Annotated in this window: 18 protein-coding genes; 12 read left to right on the plus strand and 6 right to left on the minus strand. The window is 66.3% G+C overall.

Annotated elements, in window-relative coordinates; translation table 11 throughout:
• The first annotated feature begins 23 nt into the window (after positions 1–23).
• Positions 24–920, plus strand: a complete 897-nt coding sequence (locus ACPRTJ_RS18400; protein ID WP_054916685.1) for a 1-aminocyclopropane-1-carboxylate deaminase/D-cysteine desulfhydrase — start codon at positions 24–26, stop codon at positions 918–920.
• Here ACPRTJ_RS18400 and cybB read toward each other — a convergent pair whose 3' ends face one another.
• The 3 genes from cybB to ACPRTJ_RS18415 all read right to left on the minus strand — a co-directional run bounded on the left by cybB (position 921) and on the right by ACPRTJ_RS18415 (position 3,530).
• Complete coding sequence (gene cybB, locus ACPRTJ_RS18405; RefSeq protein WP_104572787.1) at positions 921–1,472, minus strand: cytochrome b561; 552 nt, start codon at positions 1,470–1,472, stop codon at positions 921–923.
• Positions 1,473–1,585: 113 nt separating this feature from the next.
• Positions 1,586–2,449 (minus strand): hypothetical protein, encoded by an 864-nt coding sequence (locus ACPRTJ_RS18410; protein ID WP_104572786.1) that lies wholly within the window; start codon positions 2,447–2,449, stop codon positions 1,586–1,588.
• A gap of 136 nt (positions 2,450–2,585) precedes the next feature.
• Positions 2,586–3,530 carry a DUF1853 family protein gene (locus ACPRTJ_RS18415; RefSeq protein ID WP_100633405.1) on the minus strand — a complete coding sequence of 315 codons (945 nt, stop codon included), beginning with the start codon at positions 3,528–3,530 and terminating at the stop codon, positions 2,586–2,588.
• Between the two features lie 134 nt (positions 3,531–3,664).
• Here ACPRTJ_RS18415 and ACPRTJ_RS18420 point away from each other — a divergent pair, with 134 nt between their 5' ends.
• From ACPRTJ_RS18420 to ACPRTJ_RS18470, 11 genes are all read left to right on the plus strand, one after another.
• A complete protein-coding gene (locus ACPRTJ_RS18420) occupies positions 3,665–4,555 on the plus strand; it encodes an NAD(+) kinase (protein ID WP_043864641.1) in 891 nt (296 codons plus the stop codon).
• A complete protein-coding gene (locus tag ACPRTJ_RS18425; protein WP_173925093.1) occupies positions 4,552–5,526 on the plus strand; it encodes a metallophosphoesterase in 975 nt (324 codons plus the stop codon). The genes ACPRTJ_RS18420 and ACPRTJ_RS18425 overlap by 4 nt, the downstream gene beginning before the upstream one ends.
• Positions 5,523–6,395, plus strand: a complete 873-nt coding sequence (locus ACPRTJ_RS18430) for a rhomboid family intramembrane serine protease (RefSeq protein ID WP_054916682.1) — start codon at positions 5,523–5,525, stop codon at positions 6,393–6,395. Before ACPRTJ_RS18425 ends, ACPRTJ_RS18430 begins: the two co-directional genes overlap by 4 nt.
• 14 nt (positions 6,396–6,409) lie before the next feature.
• The gene (locus ACPRTJ_RS18435; RefSeq protein WP_054916681.1) at positions 6,410–6,670 is read left to right on the plus strand and encodes a YeaC family protein; all 261 of its coding nucleotides are present in this window, start codon (positions 6,410–6,412) and stop codon (positions 6,668–6,670) included.
• Positions 6,667–7,497 carry a DUF2797 domain-containing protein gene (locus tag ACPRTJ_RS18440; protein WP_058541350.1) on the plus strand — a complete coding sequence of 277 codons (831 nt, stop codon included), beginning with the start codon at positions 6,667–6,669 and terminating at the stop codon, positions 7,495–7,497. Before ACPRTJ_RS18435 ends, ACPRTJ_RS18440 begins: the two co-directional genes overlap by 4 nt.
• Positions 7,498–7,509: 12 nt before the next feature.
• Entirely contained in the window at positions 7,510–10,167 is a 2,658-nt protein-coding gene (gene pepN, locus ACPRTJ_RS18445; protein ID WP_104572785.1) for an aminopeptidase N, read from the plus strand.
• Between the two features lie 241 nt (positions 10,168–10,408).
• Positions 10,409–11,416: a WD40/YVTN/BNR-like repeat-containing protein gene (locus tag ACPRTJ_RS18450; RefSeq protein WP_229590342.1), complete on the plus strand. Its 1,008-nt coding sequence runs from the start codon at positions 10,409–10,411 to the stop codon at positions 11,414–11,416.
• Entirely contained in the window at positions 11,413–13,809 is a 2,397-nt protein-coding gene (locus tag ACPRTJ_RS18455) for an efflux RND transporter permease subunit (RefSeq protein WP_043864634.1), read from the plus strand. The genes ACPRTJ_RS18450 and ACPRTJ_RS18455 overlap by 4 nt, the downstream gene beginning before the upstream one ends.
• A gap of 131 nt (positions 13,810–13,940) precedes the next feature.
• On the plus strand, positions 13,941–14,231 hold the full coding sequence (locus tag ACPRTJ_RS18460; protein ID WP_058541348.1) for a DUF5629 family protein: 291 nt from the start codon (positions 13,941–13,943) through the stop codon (positions 14,229–14,231).
• Positions 14,197–15,315, plus strand: coding sequence for a lactonase family protein (locus tag ACPRTJ_RS18465; protein ID WP_100633147.1), 1,119 nt, complete (start codon positions 14,197–14,199; stop codon positions 15,313–15,315). The genes ACPRTJ_RS18460 and ACPRTJ_RS18465 overlap by 35 nt, the downstream gene beginning before the upstream one ends.
• 121 nt (positions 15,316–15,436) lie before the next feature.
• Positions 15,437–15,616 carry a hypothetical protein gene (locus ACPRTJ_RS18470; RefSeq protein WP_043864631.1) on the plus strand — a complete coding sequence of 60 codons (180 nt, stop codon included), beginning with the start codon at positions 15,437–15,439 and terminating at the stop codon, positions 15,614–15,616.
• A gap of 48 nt (positions 15,617–15,664) precedes the next feature.
• Here the strand turns inward: ACPRTJ_RS18470 and ACPRTJ_RS18475 are convergent, their stop codons facing one another.
• The 3 genes from ACPRTJ_RS18475 to ACPRTJ_RS18485 are packed head-to-tail and all read right to left on the minus strand — an operon-like array spanning position 15,665 to position 21,140.
• Positions 15,665–16,258 (minus strand): glutathione S-transferase, encoded by a 594-nt coding sequence (locus tag ACPRTJ_RS18475; protein WP_426427166.1) that lies wholly within the window; start codon positions 16,256–16,258, stop codon positions 15,665–15,667.
• Positions 16,255–19,902: an AAA family ATPase gene (locus tag ACPRTJ_RS18480; RefSeq protein ID WP_104572783.1), complete on the minus strand. Its 3,648-nt coding sequence runs from the start codon at positions 19,900–19,902 to the stop codon at positions 16,255–16,257. The genes ACPRTJ_RS18475 and ACPRTJ_RS18480 overlap by 4 nt, the downstream gene beginning before the upstream one ends.
• Positions 19,899–21,140, minus strand: a complete 1,242-nt coding sequence (locus ACPRTJ_RS18485; RefSeq protein WP_078479577.1) for an exonuclease SbcCD subunit D C-terminal domain-containing protein — start codon at positions 21,138–21,140, stop codon at positions 19,899–19,901. Before ACPRTJ_RS18485 ends, ACPRTJ_RS18480 begins: the two co-directional genes overlap by 4 nt.
• Positions 21,141–21,159: the final 19 nt, after the last annotated feature.

Here is a 21,159-nt window from a genome sequence, read left to right on the forward strand (position 1 = left end):
TCCCGTCCTGCCGAGCCTGTTCGATGTCTGCCGCTTTCGATGACCTGCCACTGGCACCCCTGCAACCGCTGGCCCTAGGCTGGCTGGCGCGCGCCGGGGTCGAGGTGGCAGTGCTGCGTCTGGACCTCATCGACCCGCTGATCAGCGGCAACAAATGGTTCAAGCTGCAGGGGCACCTGCGCCTTGCCCATGCCCGTGGTGCCCCGGGGGTGATCAGCCTGGGCGGCGCCTATTCCAACCACCTGCATGCCCTGGCGGCGGCCGGCAAGCGCTTCGGCTTTGCCACGGCCGGGCTGTTGCGTGGGCACCCGCACAGCAACCCCACCGTGCACGACCTGCAAGCACTGGGCATGCACCTGCACTGGCTGGGGTACGCCGGTTACAGGGCGCGGCATCAGGCGGATTTCTGGCAGCCCTGGCAAGCCCTCTACCCGGCATGGCATTGCGTGCCCGAAGGCGGCGCGGGACCACTGGGCACCGAAGGCTGCGCACAGATCGTGACCCAGGCGCGGGCGCAGCTGGCGGCCGTGGGCTGGGCCGATTACGACGCCTGGTGGCTGGCGGTGGGCAGCGGTACCACGCTGGTGGGGCTGGCCCAGGCCGAAGCGGGCGCCCACCCGGTGCACGGCGCGCTGGCCGTGCCGCCGGGGCATGGGGTGGAAGGTGAGGTCGAGGTGCTGGCGCCGGGCACTTACCGCCTGCACGACGCCAGCCGGGGCGGCTTTGCCAAGGTCGACCCGGCCTTGCTGGCATTCATCCAGGCCAGCGAGGCCGAATCGGGCCTGCCACTGGAACCGCTGTACACCGGCAAGGCGTTGTTGGCCCTGCAGGAGCGTGTGCTGGCTGGCGCGTTCGTGGCCGGCACGCGGCTGATCTTCGTTCACACCGGCGGCTTGCAGGGCCGCCGCGGGTTCGCCTAGTCAGTTACCTTTTTGCGGCAGCATGCGCAGCAGGGTGTTATCGCGGACCACGTAGTGATGGTAGAGGCCGGCCAGTGCGTGCAGGCCGATCAGCCAGTAGCCCAGTGCGCCGAACCACTCGTGCCAGCCCTTGACGAACTTGGCCAGGTCGGTGTCCGGTGCTACCAGGGCGGGCAACTCCAGGCCGAAGAACGGGATCGGCTTGCCAGCCGCGCTGAGGATCACCCAGCCGGCCAGCGGCAGGCCGATCATCAGGGCGTACAGCGCCCAGTGCATCAGGTGCGCAAGACCCGTCTGCCAGGCCGGCGGCTTGGGTTCGATGCGCGGGGTGGGGTGGGTGACCTTCAGGATCAGGCGCAGCCATACCAGCACGAACACGCTCAGGCCGAGCATGAAGTGCAGGCTTTTCATCAGGTCGCGCTCGGCGCTGTCCTTGGGGAAGATGCCGCGCAGTTCGATGCAGGCGTATACCACCGCCAGCAGAATCAGCATCAGCCAGTGCAGGGCGATCGACAGGCTGCCGTAGCGTGCCTGCGTATTGGTCAGGGTCATGGTGGTTCCTCATATCGGTCAATCAGGTCAATGGCCGCGCTCTTGATGGCGCTGTGCGGATAACTCTAATCGCTTGCGCGTGCCCTGCACCTGCGCTGGGGCAAAAAAGTGTGCTAGCGGGCCTTCAGACCCTTGCCGAGCAGGTAGTCGACCAGTTGCGGGTCCTCGATACGGATGGCCAGGTCCATCAGGTCGCTCCTGTCGTCGGCCAGGCAGTAGGGTTTGTGCGGGTCGCAGTAGGTGCCGGTGCTGCTCATGCCGCGCTCGAGCAGCACGCTGAGGATGTCGTAGCTCACGTGCGGGGCGTCGGGCCCGTCGCGACCCTGGCGCGAAAGCTCGACCAGGATCGCTTCCATGGTTTCGCTGCCGGCCTCGGGCAGTGGCAGATGGCGGGCGACGGCCCGGCGCGTGGTGCTGTGCTCGGTCAGCACTGCGGCGTCGAAGGCGTCCATGTTGCTGTCGCTGCGCGTGAAGTAGGAGGTGTCGGCGCCGGCCTTGACCAGGGCGTCGATCAGCGAGGCATCGGCGCCCTGGGCGATGGCCAGCAGCAGCGGGCGTGGGTTGTGGTAGTCGCCGGCTTCCACCGGCGCGCCCTGGGCCAGCAGCCATTCGATGGTGGCAGTGGGGTGGTTGTGCTTGATGGCCGTGGACAGCAGCGATTCGGGGTAATCGCCGAGCCCGACCATGGCCGGTAGCGCGGCACGCAGGTGTTGCAGCATGGCCAGCGAGGCGTTGTTTTCGAGTGCGAGGTGAAAGGCCGTGGTATTGCGGGTGACCACACCGGGTGGATACTCGCCGGGTTGGCTGCGCGGGGCCAGCCACGTGTCCAGGTCGGTGGGCGTCGCCTGGCGCCAGAAGCTGTCGCTCAGCAGGGCGAGGTCGTTGTCCTGGTCCAGACCTGGGGCAGGCGCTGCGCTGGCATTTGCGGGCCAGACCAGGGTGACGGCGAGCGCCAGGGCGAGAAGATTGCCGGGCACGGGTGGGTTCCTTGTGCGGGTGCTGGGTGAGGGGGGGCGAGGTTAGCAGAATGTTGTCAGCGCTGGCCCCTTCGCCGGCAAGGCCGGCTCCCACGGGGGCGTACGTTCATGTGGGGGCCGGTACAGCCAGTGCATGCTAACCCGCCAGGTTCGGCCAGGCATCGGCCACCAGAAACAAGCGTTGAGCCTCTACCCAATCCCCGCTATCCCCAGGCACCAGCCGCACCAGCAACTGCGCGGGGGCCATCGGGTCCAGCGCTTGCAGCCAGGCCTGGAACTGTTCCGTGCCCCAGGCCTGTTCCTGCGTGTACCGCGCCGGCGCCAGCCATGCCTGGCGCGGCAACGGCTGCCAGCGCCCGGGGTCGGCCTGCGCCGCAAACCGGGCCCAGTCGCGCTGATGCAGCCAGCGCCCGCGCAAGTGTTGTGGGTGCGCACCCGCCGGAGGCTGCGCCGGCCCCGGCCATGGATACAGCAGATACCCGCCCAGCCAAAGCTGAGCCGTGAAGCTGTCTATGTGCAGCGCCGCCAGTGCCTCGCGCCCCTCGGCCCGCGCCGAAATCGGCAGTTGATGGTCGTTCAGGTGCGCCAGCTTGCGGTCCAGCCGGTCATGGCAGCCAGGCCCAAGCCACTGCGCCGGGTTACGCCCGTCACCGTGCTGCGGGCCCAGGTACAGCTTGATGGCCAGCTCCAGGTGATGCACCCCGTCGCGGTCACGCAGCAGGATGTCCAGCTCGCCCAGGGTGTGCCCGCCGTCGCGGATCGGCAGGTTGGCCGCCAGCAGCTCCACCCCCGGAGCATGGCGCAACGCGAACTGCCACAGCCGCTCGTAGTACAACCCCAGGCGCCGGCTGGCGGCCTGTGCCAGCCAGGCCTGCAGGTCACGGCTGTCGTGGTCCAGCGCCAGCAGCCAGTCGCGCAGCAACGCCGGTGCGGCCACCCAGTCGCTGCCGGCCAACGGGTGGCGTTGCGGCCAGGGCGTCACTGCGAGCATGGGGGGCGCAAGGATTACCCACGCCAGGTCCCGCACCGGGGGCTGGCGCAGGCGGTTGGGCAGGTCGCAAAGGTCGGTAAAGGGCATCATCCTGCGAGCATAGCCGCCCGCCCCGGCGCCTTGTGCAAAAAACTGCGGCGTTTGCCGCTGCCCGGCGCTTTCGCCCATAATCAACGCTTTGGCCAACCGGCCCATTCAACGCCGCAGTGCCCCGCAGGAGCCCCATGGAGCAATTTCGCAATATCGGTATCATCGGCCGCCTTGGCAGTTCGCAGGTGCTCGATACCATTCGCCGACTGAAAAAATTCCTGCTCGAGCGGCACCTGCACGTGATCCTCGAGGACACAATTGCCGACGTGCTGCCCGGCCACGGCCTGCAGACCTCCTCGCGCAAGCTGCTGGGCGAGGTGTGCGACATGGTCATCGTGGTCGGCGGCGACGGCAGCCTGCTGGGCGCCGCCCGCGCACTGGCGCGCCACAACATCCCGGTACTGGGCATCAACCGCGGCAGCCTGGGGTTTCTCACCGACATTCGCCCCGACGAGCTCGAGGTCAAGGTGGCCGAAGTGCTCGACGGCCACTACCTGGTGGAGAACCGCTTCCTGCTGCAGGCCGAAGTCCGCCGCCACGGCGAGGCCATCGGCCAGGGCGACGCGCTCAACGACGTGGTGCTGCACCCTGGCAAGTCCAACCGCATGATCGAGTTCGAGATCTACATCGACGGCCAGTTCGTGTGCAGCCAGAAGGCCGACGGCCTGATCGTCGCCACACCGACCGGCTCGACCGCCTACGCGCTGTCGGCCGGCGGACCGATCATGCACCCCAAGCTCGACGCCATCGTGATCGTGCCCATGTACCCGCACACGCTTTCGGGACGCCCGATCGTGGTCGATGGCAACAGCGAGCTGAAGATCGTGGTATCGCGTGACCTGCAGCTGTACCCGCAAGTCTCGTGCGATGGCCAGAACCATTTCACCTGTGCCCCCGGCGACACCATCACGGTGAACAAGAAGCCGCAGAAGCTGCGCCTGATCCACCCGCTGGACCACAACTACTACGAGGTCTGCCGGACCAAGCTCGGCTGGGGCAGCCGTCTGGGTGGTGGAGGCGACTGATGCTCGATCCCGCGCGCAGTTACGACCTGATCGGCGATGTCCACGGCTGTGCCCACACCCTGGAGCGTCTGCTCGACGCCATGGGGTACAAGCGTCAGGGCGGGGTGTGGCGGCATGCGCAGCGTCAGGCGATCTTCCTTGGCGACATCATCGACCGCGGCCCGCGCATTCGCGAGGCCCTGCACATCGTGCACGACATGGTCGAAGCCGGTCAGGCCCACTGCATCATGGGCAACCACGAATTCAGCGCACTGGGCTGGACCACGCCGGCGCTGCCGGGCAGCGGCAAGCAGTTCGTGCGCGAGCACAACCCGCGCCATGCGCGGCTGATCGAAGAGACACTGACCCAGTTCGCCGACCACCCCCACGACTGGCACGACTTTCTCGGCTGGTTCTACGAGCTGCCGCTGTTCATCGATGCCGGACGCTTTCGCGTGGTACATGCCTGCTGGGACGCGCGCCTGATCGAGCCGCTGCGCCAGCAGCATCCGGACGGGCGCATCGACGAGCATTTCGTGCAGGCCTCGGCCGTGGCCGGCAGCTTTGCCCACACCGTGTGCAACCGGCTGCTGCGCGGCACCGACATGCGCCTGCCCGACGGCCTCACCCTGACCGGCGGCGACGGCCTGACCCGCGCATTCTTTCGCACCAAGTTCTGGGAGGAAGACCCGCAGACCTACGGCGATATCGTGTTCCAGCCCGATGCGCTGCCGGCCGAAGTGGCCAATGCGCCGCTCAGTCGCAGCCAGAAGAACGCGCTGCTGCGCTACGGTGACGACGAGCCGCTGCTGTTCGTCGGCCATTACTGGCGCAGCGGCCGGCCCGCACCCATCCGCGCCAACCTGGCGTGCCTGGACTACAGTGCGGTGCTCTACGGGAAGCTGGTGGCCTATCGGCTGGATGATGAAACCCGCATCGACCCGCACAAGTTCGTATGGGTGGATGTCGAACGGCCGGAGGCCAGTCAATGAGTGCGGCAATGGTGATGCGCCTGCCCCTGAGCGTCGACCTCAGCGGCTTTGTCGAGCTGCTCAAGCGCCTGCAGGTGCCGCACCGGGTCTCGGAGGAGGGCGAGGAGCAGGTACTGTGGACCGCCGACTACCTGGTGGAAGATGTTCGCCAGCTGTACCAGCGCTTTCCGGAGGGCAATGCCGATGTGCAACTGCCGCCCCTGGCGCAGCCCCCGGCCTCACCGCGCCCGAGCCTGGCCGCGCAGGCGAAGGCCAGCAAGGCCACTGCAGCGGTGTTGCTGCTGTGCGTGGTGGTGGCGGCACTGACCGGCCTGGGCGACAACTTCGCCACCTTGAGCTGGCTGACCTTCCTGGATTTTCGCGTGCAGGGCGACTACCTGTATTTCACCCCGTTGCTGACCAGCCTCGATGCAGGCCAGTGGTGGCGCCTGTTCAGCCCGATGCTGGTGCACTTCGGCATCCTGCACCTGGCCATGAACGGCCTGTGGTACTGGGAGCTGGGGCGGCGCATCGAGCTGCGTCAGGGCACCCTGGCCTTGCTGTCGCTGACCCTGCTGTTCAGCCTGGTGTCGAACGTGGCGCAGTTCGTGTTCGGCGGGCCCAGCCTGTTCGGCGGCTTGTCCGGGGTGCTGTACGGCCTGCTCGGGCACATCTGGCTGTACCAGTGGCTGGCGCCGAACCCGGTGTATCGCATGCCGCGTGGCGTGCTGGTGATGATGCTGGTATGGCTGCTGCTGTGCCTGTCCGGGCTGATCACCCTGCTCGGCTTCGGCGCGATCGCCAACGCCGCCCACGTGGGTGGGCTGTTGGTCGGCTGCCTCAGCGGGCTCTTGGGCGGGGCACTGGCTCGGCGTAAACTGTCAGCTTGATTTTTGGAGACGCTATGTCCACTTTTGCGCAAATGATCGAAAACATCACCCCGGAGATCTACGCCAGCCTGAAACTGGCCGTGGAAATCGGCAAATGGTCCGATGGGCGCAAGCTCACCGCCGAGCAGAAGGAGCTGTCGTTGCAGGCCGTGATCGCCTGGGAGATGCAGAACCTGCCCGAAGACCAGCGTACCGGCTACATGGGCCCGCAGGAATGCGCCTCCAAGTCCGCGCCGGTGCCCAACATCCTGTTCAAGTCGGACGCGATCCATTGATCGAACTCGGCCGTGGTTCCATCAGCAAGATGACGGCGCGCCTCGAGCAGCCGGTCGTGCAATACGCGTTTCGCCTGGGCGACGTCGAAGTGCCGGTCAACCCCCTGCTGGGCAAGACCGTGCGTCTCGAATACCTGGGCGCGATCCACTGTACCCACTGCGGGCGCAAGACCAAGACCAGCTTCAGCCAGGGTTACTGCTACCCGTGCATGACCAGGCTGGCGCAATGCGACACCTGCATCATGAGCCCCGAGCGCTGCCACTACGAGCACGGCACCTGCCGTGACCCGGCCTGGGGCGAGCAGTTCTGCATGACCGACCACGTGGTGTACCTGGCCAACTCGTCGGGTATCAAGGTCGGCATCACCCGCGCCACCCAACTGCCCACGCGCTGGCTCGACCAGGGCGCCAGCCAGGCCCTGCCGATCGTGCGGGTGGCCACCCGGCAGCAGTCCGGGCTGGTCGAGGACCTGTTCCGCAGCCAGGTGGCCGACCGCACCAACTGGCGCGCACTGCTCAAGGGCAACGCCGAGGCGGTCGACCTGGTGGCCGTGCGCGAGCAGTTGTTCGACAGCTGCAGTGAAGGTTTCAAGGGCCTGCAGGACCGCTTCGGCCTGCAGGCGATCCAGCCGCTGACCGACGTCGAGCCGATTGAAATCCGCTACCCGGTAGAGGCGTACCCGAGCAAGATCGTGAGCTTCAACCTGGACAAGAACCCTGTCGCCGAAGGCACCCTGCTGGGGATCAAGGGCCAGTACCTGATTTTCGATACCGGCGTGATCAATATTCGCAAGTACACGGCCTACCAGCTGGCCGTGCATCAGTAAAAGGACCGCCACATGCGTACCGAACAGCCGCAAGTGATCTACCTCAAGGACTATCAGGCACCCGAGTACCTGATCGACGAGACGCACCTGACCTTCGAACTGTTCGAGGACCACAGCCTGGTCCACGCGCAGCTGGTCATGCGCCGCAACCCGGCGCGCGGTGCCGGCCTGCCGGCGCTGGTGCTCGACGGCCAGCAGCTGGAACTGCTCAGCGTGGCGCTGGACAACCAGCCGCTGGGCGCTGACGACTACCAGCTCGACGACAGCCACCTGACCCTGCAGCCCACTGCCGAGCGCTTCACCCTGGACACCAGCGTGAAGATCCACCCCGAGACCAACACCGCGCTCGAGGGCCTGTACAAGTCCGGCGGCATGTTCTGCACCCAGTGCGAGGCCGAGGGCTTTCGCAAGATCACCTACTACCTCGACCGCCCGGACGTGATGAGCACCTTCACCACCACGGTGATCGCCGAGCAGCATCGCTACCCGGTCCTGCTGTCCAACGGCAACCCCATCGGCAGCGGGCCGCAGCAGGACGGTCGGCACTGGGCCACCTGGGAAGACCCGTTCAAGAAACCGGCCTACCTGTTCGCACTGGTGGCCGGCGACCTGTGGTGCGTCGAAGACACCTTCACCCGCCAGTCGGGGCGCGACGTGACCCTGCGCATCTATGTCGAGCCGGAGAACATCGACAAGTGCCAGCACGCCATGGTCAGCCTGAAGAAATCCATGCGCTGGGACGAAGAGGTGTATGGCCGCGAATACGACCTGGACATCTTCATGATCGTGGCGGTCAACGACTTCAACATGGGCGCCATGGAGAACAAGGGCCTCAACATCTTCAACTCCAGCTGCGTGCTGGCGCGTGCCGAGACCGCCACCGATGCCGCGCACCAGCGGGTCGAGGCGGTGGTGGCCCACGAGTACTTCCACAACTGGTCGGGCAACCGCGTGACCTGCCGCGACTGGTTCCAGCTGTCGCTCAAGGAAGGCTTCACGGTGTTCCGCGATTCCGAGTTCAGCGCCGACATGAACTCGCGCACGGTCAAGCGCATCGAGGACGTGGCCTACCTGCGTACCCACCAGTTCGCCGAAGACGCCGGCCCCATGGCCCACGCCGTGCGCCCGGACAGCTTCATCGAGATTTCCAACTTCTACACCCTGACCGTGTACGAGAAGGGCTCGGAAGTGGTGCGCATGGTGCACACGCTGCTGGGTGCCGAGGGCTTTCGCAAGGGCAGCGACCTGTACTTCGAACGCCATGACGGCCAGGCCGTGACCTGCGACGACTTCATCAAGGCCATGGAAGACGCCAACGGCGTCGACCTGACCCAGTTCAAGCGCTGGTACAGCCAGGCCGGCACGCCGCGCCTGAACGTCAGCGAGGCGTACGACGCCGCTGCCCAGACCTACAGTCTGACCTTCAGCCAGAGCTGCCCGGCAACCCCGGACAAGGTCGAGAAGCAGCCGTTCGTGATCCCGGTCGAACTGGGCCTGCTCGATGCCCAGGGCAACGACATTGCCCTGCGCCTGCAAGGCGAAACGCAGGCGGGCGCGACCACGCGGGTGCTGTCGGTGACCGAGGCCGAGCAGACCTTCACCTTCGTCGACGTGGCCGCCAGGCCGTTGCCGTCGCTGCTGCGCGGCTTCAGTGCGCCGGTCAAGCTGAGCTTCCCGTACGACCGCGACCAACTCATGTTCCTGATGCAGCACGACAGCGATGGCTTCAATCGCTGGGAAGCCGGCCAGCAACTGTCGGTTCAGGTCTTGCAGGAACTGATCGCGCAGCATCAGCGCGGTGAAGCCCTGGTGCTCGATCAGCGCCTGGTCACTGCCCTGGGCAGCGTGCTGGCCAACGAGGCACTCGACCAGGCCATGGTCGCCGAAATGCTCTCGCTGCCGAGTGAGGCCTACCTCACCGAAATCAGCGAAGTGGCCGATGTGGACGCGATTCACGCGGCCCGCGACTTTGCCCGCCAGCAACTGGCCGAGCAACTGTTCGACGGGCTGTGGGCGCGCTACCAGGCCAACCGTGCGGTCTCGCGCGAAACCGCCTATGTGGCCGAGGCCGAGCACTTTGCCCGGCGCAGCCTGCAGAACATCGCGCTGTCGTACCTGATGCTCACGGGCCGGGCGCAGGTGCTGGAGGCGACGCTCGAGCAGTTCGAGGCGTGCGACAACATGACCGAACGCCTGACCGCACTGGCCGTGCTGGTCAATTCGCCGTTCCAGGACGAGCGCGCCAGGGCACTGCAAAGTTTTGCCGAGCACTTCAAGGACAACCCGCTGGTGATGGACCAGTGGTTCAGCGTGCAGGCGGGCAGCCCGTTGCCGGGCGGCCTGGCGCGAGTGCGGGCGTTGATGGAGCACCCGGCGTTCACCCTGAAGAACCCGAACAAGGTGCGCGCTTTGATCGGTGCGTTCGCCGGGCAGAACCTGGTCAACTTCCACGCGGCCGATGGCTCGGGTTATCGCTTCCTGGCGGACCTGGTGATCGAACTGAACGGCTTCAACCCGCAGATCGCCTCGCGCCAGCTGGCGCCGCTGACCCGCTGGCGCAAGTACGATGCCGCGCGCCAGGCGCTGATGAAGGCCGAGCTGGAGCGCATCCGCGGCTCGGGCGGGCTGTCCAGCGATGTGTTCGAGGTGGTGAGCAAGAGCCTGGCCTGAGGTTGAGGGCAGGTTGAACAGGGGGCTGGCCTTTTCGGGGCAGCCCCCTTTTTTATGATGAAGGTGCGGGCGAACAACGCGACATCCACGATCCAGAGGCCGCGCTTAACAAAACATAACGCGTTGTACGTTGTCATCCATTTCCAAAGCCTGCTAGCTTGAGGCCAGCATTCGCGGGGCTCTAGATTGCCGCTTCCAGCCCCGCCAGTAGCACCGAATAACAATAATGTGGGAGAGGACTATGAATGTATTCACGGCCAGCGTCTTGCTGAGCCTGGGCCTGGGGCTGTTCGCCGCAACCGCCGGGGCTGCCGATGACGGCCCGACACCGCAGACGGTGTATTCACAGACCTCGAACAAGGCCTCCCACAGCCTGCTGATCGACATCGCCAAGGCCGGGCCGCGCCTGGTGGCGGTGGGCGAACGCGGGCATATCCTCTTCTCCGACGACCAGGGCCAGAGCTGGACCCAGGCCCGCGTCCCCAGCCGCCAACTGCTCACTGCCGTGTACTTCGCCGATGCCAAGCACGGCTGGGCGGTGGGCCATGATGCGCAGATCCTCGCCAGCAGCGACGGCGGCGCCACCTGGAGCAAACAGTTCGAAGACCCGTCCCGCGAATCCCCGCTGCTGGATGTCTGGTTCCAGGACACCCGGCACGGGCTGGCCGTGGGGGCCTATGGCAGCCTGTTCGAAACCACCGACGGCGGCGCGCACTGGCAGGACGTCGCAGAGCGCCTCGACAACCCCGATCAGTACCACCTCAATGGCATCGCTGCCGTGAAGGACGCGGGCCTGTTCATCGTGGGCGAGCAGGGCAGCATGTTCCGCTCCCGCGATGCCGGGCAGACCTGGGAACACCTCGACGGCCCCTACGAGGGCTCGCTGTTCGGAGCGATCGGTACCGCCCGCGCCGATACCCTGCTGGTCTACGGCCTGCGCGGCAACCTGTACCGCTCCAGCGATTTCGGCAGCACCTGGCAGGCCATCGCGCTCCAGGGCGAGCGCGGTGCGCTCGAATTCGGCCTGGCAAGCGCTACGCTACTCGAAGACGGCAGCCTGGTGCTGGTGGGCAACGGCGGCAGCGTGTTGCGCAGCACCGATGACGGCCAGAGCTTCAGCGTGTTCAACCGGCCCGACCGTATCGCCCTTTCGGGCGTGAGCGGCCAGGCCGATGGGCAGCTGATCCTGGTCGGCCAGGGCGGGGCACGCCTGGCTACCGCCACCGGCGCCGCGAGGGCGCAACCATGAGCAGTCAGGAGTCGTTCAACATGCAGCACAACCAGGACAAGGCGAGCCTGCTCGAGCGCCTGATATTCAACAACCGCCCGGCGGTGATCGGCATCTGTGTGCTGGTGAGCCTGTTCCTGTTCTGGCAGGCCATGCTGATTCGCCCGTCCACCAGCTTCGAGAAGATGATTCCGCTGGAGCATCCGTTCATCCAGAACATGATCGAGCACCGCAACGACCTGGCCAACCTGGGCAACACCGTGCGGATCTCGGTGGAGGCCAAGGACGGTGACATCTTCAGCAAGGCATACATGGAGACCCTGCGCCAGATCCACGACGAGGTGTTCTACATTCCTGGCGTCGATCGTTCGGCGCTCAAGTCGCTGTGGAGCCCCAGCGTGCGCTGGACCGAGGTGACCGAGGAGGGCTTCGCCGGTGGCGAGGTGATCCCGCAGACCTACGACGGTTCGCCCGACAGCCTGGAGCAACTGCGCAACAACGTGCTCAAGTCCGGTCAGGTCGGCCGGCTGGTGGCCAACAACTTCAAGTCGAGCATCGTCGATGTGCCGCTGCTCGAATCCTACCCCGACCCCAACGACCCGGGGCGCCAGATCAAGCTCGACTACCAGGCGTTCTCGCACCAGCTCGAAGACCTGATCCGCAACAAGTTCGAGGCGCAGAACCCCAACGTCAAGATCCACATCGTGGGCTTTGCCAAGAAGGTCGGCGACCTGATCGACGGCCTGATGATGGTGGTGATGTTCTTCGGCATCGCCCTGGTGATCACCTGGGTGCTGCTGTACTGGTTCACCTGGTGCATCCGCAGCACCATTGCCGTGCTCATCACCACCCTGGTGGCGGTGGTGTGGCAACTGGGGCTGATGCACGCGGTGGGCTTCGGGCTCGACCCGTATTCGATGCTGGTGCCGTTCCTGATCTTCGCCATCGGCATCTCCCACGGGGTGCAGAAGATCAACGGCATCGCCTTGCAGTCCAGCGAGGCCGAGAACGCGCTGACTGCGGCGCGGCGTACCTTCCGCCAGCTGTTCCTGCCGGGCATGATCGCCATCCTGGCCGATGCGGTGGGCTTCATCACCTTGCTGATCATCGACATCGGGGTCATCCGTGAACTGGCCATCGGTGCCTCGATCGGCGTGGCGGTGATCGTGTTCACCAACCTGATCCTGCTGCCGGTGGCGATCTCCTATGTGGGCATCAGCAAGAAGGCCATCGAACGCAGCAAGAAGGATGCAACCCGCGAGCATCCGTTCTGGCGCCTGCTGTCCAGCTTCGCCAGCCCCAAGGTGGCGCCGGTGTCGGTGCTGCTGGCGCTGGCGATGTTCGGTGGCGGCCTGTGGTACAGCCAGAACCTGAAGATCGGCGACCTCGACCAGGGTGCGCCGGAGCTGCGTCCGGATTCGCGCTACAACAAGGACAACGCCTTCATCATCGACAACTACTCCACCAGCTCCGACGTGCTGGTGGTGATGGTCAAGACCCCGACCGAAGGCTGCTCGGTGTACAAGACCATGGCGCCGGTCGACGAGCTGATGTGGAAGATGGAGAACACCCCCGGGGTGCAGTCGGCGATCTCGCTGGTGACCGTGTCCAAGCAGATGATCAAGGGCATGAACGAGGGCAACCTGAAATGGGAAAGCCTGTCGCGCAACCCGGACATCCTCAACACCTCGGTGTCGCGTGCCGAGGGCCTGTACAACGCCGACTGTTCGCTGGCGCCGGTGCTGGTGTTCCTCAACGACCACAAGGCCGAGACCCTCGACCGCGTGGTGGATGCGGTCAAGGCATTCGCTGCCGAGCATGACCAGGAGGGCCTGGAGTTCCTGCTGGCGGCGGGCAACGCAGGGATCGAGGCGGCCACCAACGAGGTGATCCGGTCGGCCGAGCTGACCATCCTGATCCTGGTGTACCTGTGCGTGGCGGTGATGTGCATGATCACCTTCCGCTCGTTTGCTGCCACCCTGTGCATCGTGCTGCCGCTGGTGCTGACCTCGGTGCTGGGCAACGCGCTGATGGCGTTCATGGGCATCGGCGTCAAGGTCGCGACCTTGCCGGTGGTGGCGCTGGGCGTGGGCATCGGCGTGGACTACGGGATCTACATCTACAGCCGCCTGGAGAGCTTCCTGCGCGCCGGCCTGCCGTTGCAGGAGGCCTACTACCAGACGCTGCGCTCCACCGGCAAGGCGGTGCTGTTCACCGGGTTGTGCCTGGCGATCGGGGTGTGCACCTGGATCTTCTCGGCCATCAAGTTCCAGGCCGACATGGGCCTGATGCTGACCTTCATGCTGCTGTGGAACATGTTCGGCGCGCTGTGGCTGTTGCCGGCGCTGGCACGCTTCCTGATCAAGCCGGAGAAGATGGCGGGCACCCAGAGCAAGTCGATTTTCGCGCACTGACACACTGCGTCGTTTTCATCGCGGGTCAAGCCCGCTCCCACAATGGCTACCGCGGTCCTTGTGGGAGCGGGCTTGACCCGCGATGCTTTTAAGGTTGGGGTATCATGCGTGTTTAATCAGGGATACCCCCCATGACCACCCTTGCCCAAGCCCTTGAATCCTGCGACATGCTGTTGATCGATGGCCTGCACGCATTCGACTTCACCTTCGACGATACGGGCCTGCGCATCGAATTGATGGACGGCCGTGCGTTGAAGAAATGGCAGTTCAGCCCCGAGCAGATCGGCAACGCGACGCTTGCCGGCGAGCACTGGCAGCTCAGCGACGACACGGGCGAGCATCAACTAGTCTGCATGAGTGCCTTGCGCGCTTCTGAAGAGGACGACGATGAAACGCCAGCTGATGTCCCTGCTGACCGCTAGTGCCATGGCACTGACGCTCAACGCCCACGGCCATGAACTGCTGGTGGGCACCCATGACGGGATCTACCGCTACCGCTTCGACAGCCAGCGCGGCCAGCTCGACCCCACGCCCCTGCAAGTGCTCAGAAGCAGCAACCCGTCCTGGCTGACGCTGTCGCCGGACCGGCGCAACGTGTTCGCGGTGAACGAGAACGGTGACGGCCAGGGCCAGGTCAGCAGCTTTGCCCGGGCGCATGACAGCGGTGAACTGAGCCTGTCGAGCCAGGTGTCCAGCGACGGTGACGAACCGACCCACTCGAGCCTGAGCCTGGATGGGCGTTATCTGTTCGTGGCCAACTACGGCGTCAAGCCTGAGCCGGGCGGCAGCCTCAGCGTGTTGCCGGTCGCCGCCGATGGCCGTTTGTCGGCGTCGGTGCAGCAGGTGCGCCATGTGGCCAGCGGGGTGAACCCCGAGCGCCAGGCCGGGCCGCATGTGCATTCGGTGGTGCCGTCCCCGGACGGGCGATACCTGTTTGCCAGCGACCTTGGCGCCGACCAGGTGATCGGCTACCGCTACCAGCCCCAGACCCCGACCCGGCCACTGGGCGCGGCAACCCCGGTCGTCCTGCCGCCGGGCAGCGGGCCGCGTCACCTGGCGTTCGGTCCAAACGGCAAGCATGCCTACCTGACCCTGGAGATGAGTGCACAGCTGGTGGTGTTCGACTACCACGACGGCACGCTGAGCCAGCGCCAGATCCTGCCGTTGACCGAACAGGCCGATGCCGCGGCCAAGGCGGCCAGCGCGGTGCATGTGTCCGCCGACGGGCGCTTCGTGTACGTGAGCAACCGCGGCACCCGCAACGAACTGATCGTGTTCGCCATCGACCGTCAGGATGGCAGCCTGCGCCAGGTGCAGCGCCGTTCGGTGGAGGGTGATCACCCGCGCGAGTTCACCCTGGACCCGACCGGGGGCTACGTGCTGGTCGGCAACCAGCAGAGCAACCAGATCGTGGTGATCCGGCGCGATGCGCAGACCGGCCTGCTGGGCGAGGTGGTGCAGACGCTGGCACTGCAATCGCCTTCGGACCTCAAGTTCGTCGACTGAACTATCAATCGCCTTGATATTCGCTACTGGCGCAATGAATTTTTCAGTGCGCCGGCAGCGGCGTAGGTTTGAACCACGGCCCAACCGGCCACTTCAACCTGACGCTTTCGAGGGCATTGCCATGAACTTCAATCTTTTTTCGGTTATCGCGGCTTCGGCCATTTCTGCCTCCGTGGTGCTGCCTGCCGGCGCCCAGGTCGAGATCCGCGAGAAAAAATCCTCCACCCCGAGCTACACCCAGAAGTACCTGCAGCAAAGCGCGAATTTCTATGCGGCGCTGGATCACAAGGTCCAGCACTGATCGTTTCCGGTGCTGACCTTGTAGCGTCAGTACCGGCCCCTTCGCTGGTCAGCGTGCCATGATCGCGTTGAACAGCGCCGACTCCAGCCACCCCTGCAACCACACGCGCAAGCGCGGGTAGGGCGCTGTGGCAAACCAGTCAGGCTCGACCCCGGCAAACTGGCGAACGAATGGCATCAGCGCCACGTCCGCAATGCTCGGGTGCGCCGCCACCAGGTAGGCCTGCCGCTCGAGGCGCTGTTCCAGGTCCAGCAGTACCGCCTCGGCCAGCGCACGATACGTCTCGCGCGACTGCTCCGGGTAACGCTCGGCATACTTGTAGTGATTGAGCTGCTGCTTGAACAGCGTGTCATTGCGCTCGATCAGTTGCGTGGCCTGCTGCGCTGCGTTCGGGTCGTCCCGCAGCGCCCAGTTTTGCGGATCATGCCGGGCCAGCGCCCAGTGCATGATCTGCAGGCTTTCCTCCAGTACCTCACCGTCCACGCTCAACACCGGCACCGTGCCCTTGGGCGACAGCGCCAGCATGTCGGCCGGCTTGGCCTTCAGGCTCACTTCGCAGATCTGCACCGGGCAACCGGCGTAGCGCAAGGCCATGCGCGCACGCATCGCGTAGGGGCAGCGGCGGAACGAATACAGGATCATCCGCTGACCTCCACCGTGCTCAACCCATTGCCCTGGCGCCGCACCTGGATCTGCACCGGGATCCGCTCATGCATTTCCTGCACGTGGGAGATCACCGCCACCTTGCGGCCCTGGGCCTGCAGGCCGTCCAGCGCGTCCATGGCCAGTTGCAGCGACTCCGGGTCGAGGCTGCCGAAGCCTTCGTCGATGAACAGCGACTCGATGCGCAAGGTGCTCGAGGCCATCGAGGCCAGGCCCAGCGCCAGCGCCAGCGACACCAGGAAGGTCTCGCCGCCGGACAGCGAGTGCACCGAACGCAGTTCGTCGCCCATCTCGGTATCCAGTACCAGCAGCCCCAGCGCGCTGCCGCCACGCTTGAGCCGGTAGCGCCGCGCCAGCTGGCGCAACTGGGCATTGGCGTGGTGCACCAACAGATCGAGGTTGTAGCCCTGGGCGATCTTGCGGAACACGTCGCCGGTGGCCGAGCCGATCAGCGCGTTCAGGCGTGCCCAGCGCTGCCACTGGGCATAGGCCTGGGCGATGCGCTCGGCCAGGGCCTGGTTGGCCAGTTGCCGGCGCTGGTCGTCGGCCTGCTCGGCGCGCAGTTCGGCGCACTGCTGTTCGCTGATCACCAGGTGTTGCTGCAGCTCGCTCAGCGCCTGCTCCAGCTGCTCGGCGGGTACCTCGCCGCTGGCCTGGGCCTGATGCTGCTGCAGGCGCTGTTCGCGCTCTGCGACGAGCACGCCGGCCTGCTCGATGGCCTTTTCTGCCTGTTGCAGGCGCTGGCGCAGTTGACTGACCTGCTCGTCATCCACCGCCAGCAGCTGGTCCAGCCCGGCATCGTCGAGTTCCGGGTGACCCTGGCGCCATTGCCCGATGGCGTGGTCGAGCTGCTGGCTTTCCTGCTCCAGGGCGCCCAGACGCTGTTCGTCTGCCTTGAGTTCGGCAGCTCGCTCGATGGCCTGGGCCTGGGCCTGCTGCAACTGCTGGCCGGTCGTTGCCTGCGCGCTGCGCGCTGCCTCCACCTGCTGTTCCAGGTGCTGCTGCCAATGCTCGGCACCGGCATGCTCGCCAATCAGCGCGGTCAGGGCGTCGCGGGCCTGTTGCTGCTGGGTGCGCAGTGCATCGACCTGCTGCTGCACGGCCTGATGGCTGAGTTCGAGCGCCTGTTGCTGCACCTGGGTCTTTTCAAGCTGCTGCTGACGCTCGGCGTGCTCCTGCTGCTCGTCCTTTTGCCGGTCCAGCAGCTCCAGACGCTGGGCCAGTTGCTGGTCCAGTTGCAGGAAGGTCGCGGCGGGCTCCTGGCGCAAGGCGTCGAGAATGTCGCCTGGCAGCAGCGTGGCGAAGCCGGCCAGCGCCTGCTCCAGGTGTTCGTCGTCGGCCTGCAGCGCATGCTGTTGCTGGCTCAGGTGCTGCGCGGCCTGCTGGTTCGCCTCGACGCTCGCCTGCACCTGCTGCTGCACACGGGCGGCGTCTTTCTGCAGGGTCAGCAGGGTAGCGAGGCGTTGCTCGTCGCGGGCGATGTCGTCGTTCAGGCGGCGTAGCTGATGCTCCAGCCAGGCCGAGCGCTCGCCCACATCCTGTGCCGAGAGCTGCGCATACAGCGCGTGCGCCTCCAGGCCAGGAGCCAGTGCCTGCTGCTGGAGGGCCAGTTGTTCGTGCTGGTGCAGGTACTCCTTGATCTGGCCATTCACGCCGCCCAGGGTGCTGCGCAGTTCGTCGAGCTTGAGCTTGAGCGCCTCCACCGCCTGCAGGGCGCCGGCCTCTTCAGTCTGGTCGTGCCGGCCGAGGCTTTGCAGCAGGGCTTCGGGCTGGTGATAGGGGTGCTCCTGGCTGCCACACACCGGGCAGGGCTGGTCGTCCTGCAACTGCGCGCGCAGTTCCTCGACGCTGGCGCTGCGGGCCAGGCGCTGACGTTCGAGCACCTGGCGGGTGACCTGCAGGGCCTGTTCGGCGGCGGTCAGCTCGGTCTTGCCCTGCAGGCCTTCGGCGATCAGGCCTTCACGCTGTTGCTGGGCCGCCTGCTGGCGCTCGCGCAGGGCCTGGGCGCGTTGCGTCAGCTCCTGCTGGCTGGCCCACAGGCGGGACAGCTCTTCGACGGCGCGCTGCTGCTTGCGGTTGTCCTGCAGCAGGGTGCCGAGCAGGTCGATCTGTTCGGCCAGCGCCTCGGGCTCGGCGCCGGCCTCGTGGTAGAGCAGGGCCAGGCTTTCACGGTGTGCCTGCAACTGGCGTGCGCACTCATCGGCGCGCTGCTGCAGGCCGGGCAGTTCCTCGCGGCCCTGGCTGAGGCGGTTGCCGACCAGCATCAGTTGCTGCAACTGGGCGCGGTAGGCGTTCCAGGCATCACCGATGCTGGCCAGGTGAGCGCTCTGGCTCAACTGCTCGTCGATCTGCGCCAGGCGCTGGTGGGTGAGTTGCTGGCGCTCGATCAGCGCCTGGATCTGCTGCTGGCCTTGGCGACTGGCTTGCTCGGCCTGCTGACATTGAACGTTGCGCTGGTCAAGCTCCTGCTCCAGGCGCGCCAGCGTCTGCTGCTCGGCGAAGGCCTGGCGCAGCAGCGGCGCGCACTCGGTCTGCCGGGCCAGGGCCGTGGCCAGGTGCTCACCGGCGGCTTGCTGCGCCTGTTCAAGCTGCTGCAGGCGTTGCTGCAACGCGGCCTGCTGCTGGCGTTGTTGCTGGATGCTCGCTGCCAGTGGGCTGAGCTGGCTGGCCAGCTCCCGCTGGCGGGCGAACTGATGGCGCTGCGGGGCGAGCTGTTCGAGGCGGCTCAGGTTCAGGCGTTCGCCCTGCAACTGCGCCCACTGTTGCTGGGCGCTGTGCAACTGCTCGCTGGCGGCGGCCTGCTGGTCCTGCAGCTGCTTGAGTTCGGCGAACCAGCTGCGCTGCTGTTCGAGCAGGCGCAGGCGGGCCTGTTCGGCCTTGAGCTGGCGCTGCGCCTCGGCGAGGCGCTGGTCGAGCTCGGCGCGTGCCTCGTCGGCCATCGGCATCACGCCCTGGGCCTGGTCGGTGAGCGCCTTGTGCGCCTCTTCGGCCTCCTTGCTCTTGCTGTAGGCGCGCCGGCCCAGCTGGCTGTAGATGGCGGTGTTGGTGAGCTTTTCGAGCAGTTCGCTGCGTTCCTTGTCGTCGGCCTTGAGGAACGCGCTGAATTCGCTCTGCGCCAGCATCACGGCGCGGGTGAACTGTTCGAAGTTCAGGCCCAGGCGGGCCTCGATCATCTGCTCGTATTCGCGCTTGCTCTGGTTGCTCAGCAACTGGTTGCTGTCCAGGTCGTGCAGGCTCTGGCGGCTGCCCTGCAACTTGCCGGTGGGTTTGTCACGGGCGCGGTTGGCTTCCCAGCGGGCGCGGTAATGGCGCCCGTCGATGCCGACGAAGTCGACTTCGGCAAAGCCGCTGCCGGTGCCGCGGCGCAGCAGGGTGCGCGGGTCGCTGGTGAGTATTTCGCTGTCGACCTCGGGCAGCTTGGTCTCGCGGCCGATGTTGTTCAGCCGCGGCACCGCGCCGAACAGCGCCAGGCACAAGGCGTCGAGCAGGGTGCTCTTGCCGGCCCCGGTCGGCCCGGTGATGGCGAACAGGCCGGCGCTGGCCAGCGGCTCGCAGGTGAAGTCGATCTCGAACGGGCCGGCCAGGGAGGCGAGGTTCTTCAGGCGAATGGCAAGAATCTTCATGGCTGTTCCTCCTCCTGCTGCACGTCCTGCAACAGCAGGGCGAAGTCGGCCAGGGTCTGTTCGTCGACGCTGGTGCCGTAGGCCTGTTCCCAGGCACGGCTGAACAGGTCGTGGGGGCTGAGCTGGCCCAGCTCGATCAGGCGGGTGTCGTCCTCGCCGTCGCTGGCGCCGGTGCCGGCGTATTCGGCGGCGATGCGTACCAGGCGCACGGCCTTGCCTTGCAGGCAGGCTTCGAGCTGCTGGCGCAGGTCGGGCTGCGGTTCGTCCAGGCGCACCCGCACCTCCAGCCAGGGCTGGCGCTGCGGGTCGTCGAGCAGGTCGACCTGGGGCAGTTGCCCGAGTTGTTCGAGAATCTCCACCAGCGGCGCCGGGCCCAGGCGTTGCAGGGGCACGGCACGCGGTATCAGGCGCGGTTCGACACTGGTCAGGGTGGCGCCGTCGAGTTCGACTTCGAGGATCTGGTGCTGATAGCCGATTTCGGAGAACGACAGCGGAATCGGCGAGCCGCTGTAGCGGATGCGGTCTTCGCGGTTGACCTTCTGCGGCTTGTGCAGGTGGCCCAGGGCGACGTAGCTGATCTGGCTGCCGAACAGGCTGGCGGGCAGGGCCTCGGCATTGCCGATGATCAGGCTGCGCTCGGAGTCTTCCGATACCGAGCCGCCGGCCATGTGTGCGTGGCTCACGGCGATCAGCGCCTGGCCAGGCTTGCGTTGCTTGAGGGCGGCCTCGATCAGCCATTCGTGCACCTGGCCGATGCCGCGCAGGTAGTCGTCACCCAGGTGCGCACCGGTGACTTCGGCCGGGCGCAGGAAGGGCAGGGCCAGGCACCAGGCGGTCACCTTGCCCTTGGCGTTGGTCAGCGGCACCAGCAGGCGCTCGCTGTCGAGCTGGCCGTCGTCGAGCCAGTGCACGCGACCCAGGGCGTAGGTCCTGAGACGGCGCATCAGCGGTGCGGGCAATTCGATGCGCGAGCCGGAGTCGTGGTTGCCGGCGATCATCACGATGTTCAGCCTGGGCTGCTGTTCGTGGGCCTGCACGATGAAGTCGTAGAGGCGCTCCTGGGCTTTGACCGGCGGGTTGACGGTGTCGAAGATGTCGCCGGCGATCAGCAGCGCGTCAGGCTGGCGCAGCTTGAGCTGGCCGAGCAGCCAGTCGAGAAAGCAGGCATGTTCGAAGTCGCGCTCCTGGCCATGCAGGGTTTGCCCCAGGTGCCAGTCGGAGGTGTGAAACAGACGCATTGGAAGTCCCGTGAAGGTC

The sequence above is a fragment of the Pseudomonas palmensis genome, from assembly GCF_049942755.1.
GTDB classification, from domain to species: Bacteria; Pseudomonadota; Gammaproteobacteria; order Pseudomonadales; family Pseudomonadaceae; genus Aquipseudomonas; species Aquipseudomonas palmensis.

Bases quoted from the DNA above. Each gene is read 5' to 3' on its own strand.
- ACPRTJ_RS18400 (WP_054916685.1), top strand. From the start codon at position 24: ATGTCTGCCGCTTTCGATGACCTGCCACTGGCACCCCTGCAACCGCTG.
- cybB (WP_104572787.1), bottom strand. From the start codon at position 1,472: ATGACCCTGACCAATACGCAGGCACGCTACGGCAGCCTGTCGATCGCC.
- ACPRTJ_RS18415 (WP_100633405.1), bottom strand. From the start codon at position 3,530: ATGATGCCCTTTACCGACCTTTGCGACCTGCCCAACCGCCTGCGCCAG.
- ACPRTJ_RS18420 (WP_043864641.1), top strand. From the start codon at position 3,665: ATGGAGCAATTTCGCAATATCGGTATCATCGGCCGCCTTGGCAGTTCG.
- ACPRTJ_RS18430 (WP_054916682.1), top strand. From the start codon at position 5,523: ATGAGTGCGGCAATGGTGATGCGCCTGCCCCTGAGCGTCGACCTCAGC.
- ACPRTJ_RS18435 (WP_054916681.1), top strand. From the start codon at position 6,410: ATGTCCACTTTTGCGCAAATGATCGAAAACATCACCCCGGAGATCTAC.
- pepN (WP_104572785.1), top strand. From the start codon at position 7,510: ATGCGTACCGAACAGCCGCAAGTGATCTACCTCAAGGACTATCAGGCA.
- ACPRTJ_RS18450 (WP_229590342.1), top strand. From the start codon at position 10,409: ATGAATGTATTCACGGCCAGCGTCTTGCTGAGCCTGGGCCTGGGGCTG.
- ACPRTJ_RS18455 (WP_043864634.1), top strand. From the start codon at position 11,413: ATGAGCAGTCAGGAGTCGTTCAACATGCAGCACAACCAGGACAAGGCG.
- ACPRTJ_RS18460 (WP_058541348.1), top strand. From the start codon at position 13,941: ATGACCACCCTTGCCCAAGCCCTTGAATCCTGCGACATGCTGTTGATC.
- ACPRTJ_RS18465 (WP_100633147.1), top strand. From the start codon at position 14,197: ATGAAACGCCAGCTGATGTCCCTGCTGACCGCTAGTGCCATGGCACTG.
- ACPRTJ_RS18470 (WP_043864631.1), top strand. From the start codon at position 15,437: ATGAACTTCAATCTTTTTTCGGTTATCGCGGCTTCGGCCATTTCTGCC.
- ACPRTJ_RS18475 (WP_426427166.1), bottom strand. From the start codon at position 16,258: ATGATCCTGTATTCGTTCCGCCGCTGCCCCTACGCGATGCGTGCGCGC.
- ACPRTJ_RS18480 (WP_104572783.1), bottom strand. From the start codon at position 19,902: ATGAAGATTCTTGCCATTCGCCTGAAGAACCTCGCCTCCCTGGCCGGC.
- ACPRTJ_RS18485 (WP_078479577.1), bottom strand. From the start codon at position 21,140: ATGCGTCTGTTTCACACCTCCGACTGGCACCTGGGGCAAACCCTGCAT.